The 238-nt window shown below is 68.1% G+C and carries 1 protein-coding gene; it reads left to right on the top strand.

Annotated features, from left to right (window positions below; translation table 11 throughout):
• Positions 1 to 238 (top strand): glucuronate isomerase (locus SB658_RS27320; protein ID WP_410603687.1); only part of this gene is annotated, 238 nt, incomplete at both ends.

Genomic DNA, 238 nt, shown 5'->3' on the forward strand with positions numbered 1-238 from the left:
CGAGGGCTTCCACCTCGTGCTGTTCACGATCGACGAGACGACCTTCTCGCGCGAACTCGCACCGCTCGCAGGCTACTATCCGTCTGTCTTCGTCGGCGCGCCCTGGTGGTTCATCGACGCCCCCGACGCCGTGCAGCGCTTCCGCTCCGCGACGACCGAGACCGCCGGCCTCACCCGCGGATCCGGCTTCATCGATGACACCCGCGCGTTCCTGTCGATCCCCGCGCGTCACGACATG

Source organism: Bacillus sp. SIMBA_008 (assembly GCF_046535495.1).
GTDB lineage: Bacteria > Bacillota > Bacilli > Bacillales > Bacillaceae > Bacillus > Bacillus subtilis.